This window comes from Flavobacteriales bacterium (genome assembly GCA_013214975.1).
Taxonomy (GTDB): Bacteria; Bacteroidota; Bacteroidia; order DT-38; family DT-38; genus DT-38.
The window spans coordinates 1-3418 of the sequence record JABSPR010000143.1 but is presented as its reverse complement, the minus strand read 5'-3'; the positions used below and the strand labels follow the sequence as shown (position 1 = coordinate 3418).

The window sequence follows — 3418 nt, the reverse complement described above, 5'->3', positions numbered from 1 at the left end:
TAATAAGGTAGAATCCGGATCTACATCATATCCAACAAGTTCTGCGTTAGCTGACGGTGCAGCACCCATTATAGCACCAGCCACAACAGAGTAACCAGCTATTTGCTTTAATAAATCGTTAGTTTTTTTCATATAAGAAAATTTAAAATTGTTTGTGTATTCGGTGTCTTTTTTCGAATACCCCATATTATTGAACTTACCCTGAAAATTTCATCTAAAATAAGGCAAAAAAAAAATCCCTTGTACATAACAAGGGATTTAATATTTAACAAAAACGAATATTATTGGATATAAACCTTTTGAGTTTTAGAACCCCCATTTACGTCTACCTTGATAATGTACAGTCCTGCAGGACTTCCATTAATTGCAAACCTTGTAGTAGAACCAATTATTGGTTCCGTTTGTACGATTTGACCAGCAGCGTTAATTACCGATGCTGTTCCTTTTGTGTTGTCAATACCTGTTAGAGTTACGTTTACATTTCTTTCATGAGAATAGATAGCAACTCTAGATTCAAGATGTTTATCTGCTTCTATAGAAACCGTTTCACAAAGATTTGTAGGTGCAAATTCTACTGCAGTAATATCGCAAACAGCTCCAGCCCCAGGAGTATCGTTATACGCCCATGCCTTAACAGTATAATCCCATCCATCAATACCAACGTCCATTAGAATCCATCCATAAAATTCAGTTGTTTCCCATGTTGTATCGTTAACGACAACATTATTGAAGGTTAATGAATCTCCGTCTCCAGCTGCGTTAGATACAACAACGGTATCGACCATTAATGAATCTCCGTCTCCAGCTAAATTAGACATAACCGATATCGTTGAGTCTCCCCATGTAACAAATTTTAACCCAAGGTACTTGTCAGTTGAGCCTCCCCATTTTCCCCATGAATTGCTTGGGTCGCCATCATACCCCCAAACAAGCCAGTGAGAGCCAGAATTCCAAGCAATATCTCCCTCGATTGGCGACTCATTAGCAGTCATGGCAAACGATGCGTTGATGGAGCTTCCAGATGAATTTACTATCGGAAAATTATAGGTCCAGGAAGTTTGGCCACTAGACGAAGAAGTATACTGTAAAAACTCCCCTGCAACTTTGTTTGATTCGTAACCATAAAGTATGAATCCTTGTCCAAGATCTGTTCCCGTTGTTCCCACGCTGGCGCCGAAACTAAATTCTGGTGCGCTGTTACAGTGTTCTCCTACATTATTAATGTTTATTGCATACCAGCCAGTATCCTGCGGGTTAAACCAAGTTGAATCTGGGTCAACATCGTAGCCAACCAGTTCAGCGTTTGCAGTAGGCGCAACACCCATTACAGCGCAAGCTACCATTGAGTAGCTAGTCAGTTGTTTCTTTAAATCGTTAGTTTTTTTCATACACGTGTTTTAGTTGAATTGGTGTCTTAAAGTTAAGTGTATTCTGCTCTTTTGCAAATACTTATCCGGATTATTGATGTTTAATGCGGGTTTAATAAAATATTATTTGAATAGGTTTTGGTAACAGATTGTTTAAAATCAGGAGGTCTTGTATAGTGTTTGGATTTAATACTGCTTGTATTATCTAAATGATGTTTGAATGTCAATCGTTAGGTAGGTGTTGGTTTTTCTGATTTAATTCAATCGGTTATTTAGGAATAAGAGATTGATATGGGAATAGAGAAAAGTTTTTAACATCCGAGTATTTAAAATATATATAAATAATTGTAACTGTTATAGGAACTTATTTGTATACTTGTTCAATTACAAACCTAAAATTATTTGTTATGGCTGAAGGAAGATGCATGAAATGCAAAAAACAAGTTGAAATCAAGAACGCAGAAGACGTTGTGATGAAAAACAAAATGAAAGCTATTAAAGGCGAATGTCCAGATTGCGGAACTAAAGTATTCCGAATAGTAGGGAAAGCATAGTAAATAAGATAGCCCGATTAAGGGTTTCTTATTACTTTTAGTTTCTTGGAGTTATTATAATGAACGAACAGTATCTGTTAGTTCAGATAATAATTGAGACTTTTTAGATTCAGTGTCTTGTGTTGAAAATTCGATTTTTTCTACGAGATTCTGAATTTCCTCGTCCTCAAAAGTTGACTTCATGTTTTCTATGATGCTCAAAACATCAATGCATACTAGGTAGTCGCCATTGAGTGCTATATCGACGAATAAAGAGAGATACTTACTACAGTCATAACCAGTTTGCCATAAGGCAGTTAATAATTGGTTATGAATAGAACTGTATTTTTCTACCTGTAAGAACAAAATCATTAATTCAATTGAAGCTGTGTCCTTTAGTTGACATACAATGGTTTGGATTCCTTCTTTTATTATATCCTTATCTGTAGTTGAAAGAACATGAATAAGAGCAGGCATAATGCTTTTATTACCGTCCTCCATTATTTTATCTAATGCCTTTATCACAACTTCTTCATCAGAAGAATATAGTTCTTCGATTATTTTTTGATCTTTTTTTGTGACTTTTAAGTCAATTGCATCACCCATAATTTCTTGTTCCAAATATTGCAGACCCAATCCTTACCATTGTACTTCCCGCAGCTATAGCATATGAATAGTCTGATGACATTCCCATTGATATCTCTTTAAAAGAATTGATGTTTGAAAAATAAGTTTTTTTCAGACTGTTTGAAAATTCTGTTAAAGACTCAAATTCCGTTTGTATTAGTTTATTGTCTTCTGTATTGGTAGCCATTCCCATAACACCAACTATTCTTATATTTGTCATTTCTAGATACTCTTCAGAATTTAATATACTTAGCGTATCTTCTTTAGAAAGACCAAACTTAGAATCCTCTAACCCAAGCTTTATTTCTAAAAGGCAATCTATTATACGATTGTTCTTTAAGCCTTCTTTATTTATAGTCTTCAACAGTTTTATGCTTTCTACCGAATGAATAAGACTAACAAAACTTGCTATGTATTTAACTTTGTTGGTTTGAAGATGACCGATCATATGCCATTCAATGTCTTTTGGTAAAGCATCTTCTTTTGCAGCAAGGTCCTGAACTTTGTTTTCTCCAAAGATGCGTTGCCCAGCATTATAAGCTTCTAGTATATCGCTATTGGGTTTCGTTTTTGAAACAGCAACCAGTTGTACTGATTTTGGTAGTTCTTTAAGCTTATTACTGAGATTGCTAGCAATGCTCATAATGGAAGTTTTACATGATCTTATAAACAGTCATTCCCATACATAGCTTTGGTTCTACCCAAGTGCTTTTCGGAGGCATGATCTGATTATTATCTGCAAGGTCGAATAGCTGTTCAGGGGTAACAGGGTAGAGGCCAAAGGCAACTTGACAGTCTTTGTTTTCAACTGCTTTCTGCAAGGCGCTCATGCCTTGGGTGCCATCAATAAAGCTTACTCTGTTATTTGTTTTAAGGTCTTTAATATTCATT

Annotated in this window: 5 protein-coding genes; 1 reads left to right on the top strand and 4 read right to left on the bottom strand. The window is 35.4% G+C overall.

Going from position 1 to position 3418, the window contains the following annotated elements:
- Positions 1 to 281: 281 nt before the first annotated feature.
- Positions 282 to 1388: a T9SS type A sorting domain-containing protein gene (locus HRT72_05315; protein ID NQY67129.1), complete on the bottom strand. Its 1107-nt coding sequence runs from the start codon at positions 1386 to 1388 to the stop codon at positions 282 to 284.
- Between the two features lie 386 nt (positions 1389 to 1774).
- Here HRT72_05315 and HRT72_05310 point away from each other — a divergent pair, with 386 nt between their 5' ends.
- Positions 1775 to 1921, top strand: a complete 147-nt coding sequence (locus HRT72_05310) for a hypothetical protein (GenBank protein NQY67128.1) — start codon at positions 1775 to 1777, stop codon at positions 1919 to 1921.
- A 54-nt stretch (positions 1922 to 1975) separates the two neighbouring features.
- On the opposite strand, the gene HRT72_05305 is transcribed toward HRT72_05310, so the two are convergent.
- The 3 genes from HRT72_05305 to HRT72_05295 all read right to left on the bottom strand — a co-directional run.
- Complete coding sequence (locus HRT72_05305; GenBank protein NQY67127.1) at positions 1976 to 2506, bottom strand: hypothetical protein; 531 nt, start codon at positions 2504 to 2506, stop codon at positions 1976 to 1978.
- Positions 2499 to 3170, bottom strand: a complete 672-nt coding sequence (locus HRT72_05300; protein NQY67126.1) for a YggS family pyridoxal phosphate-dependent enzyme — start codon at positions 3168 to 3170, stop codon at positions 2499 to 2501. The genes HRT72_05305 and HRT72_05300 overlap by 8 nt, the downstream gene beginning before the upstream one ends.
- 10 nt (positions 3171 to 3180) lie before the next feature.
- Positions 3181 to 3418: DUF1015 family protein (locus HRT72_05295; GenBank protein NQY67125.1), on the bottom strand; the 238-nt coding region annotated here is incomplete at its 5' end.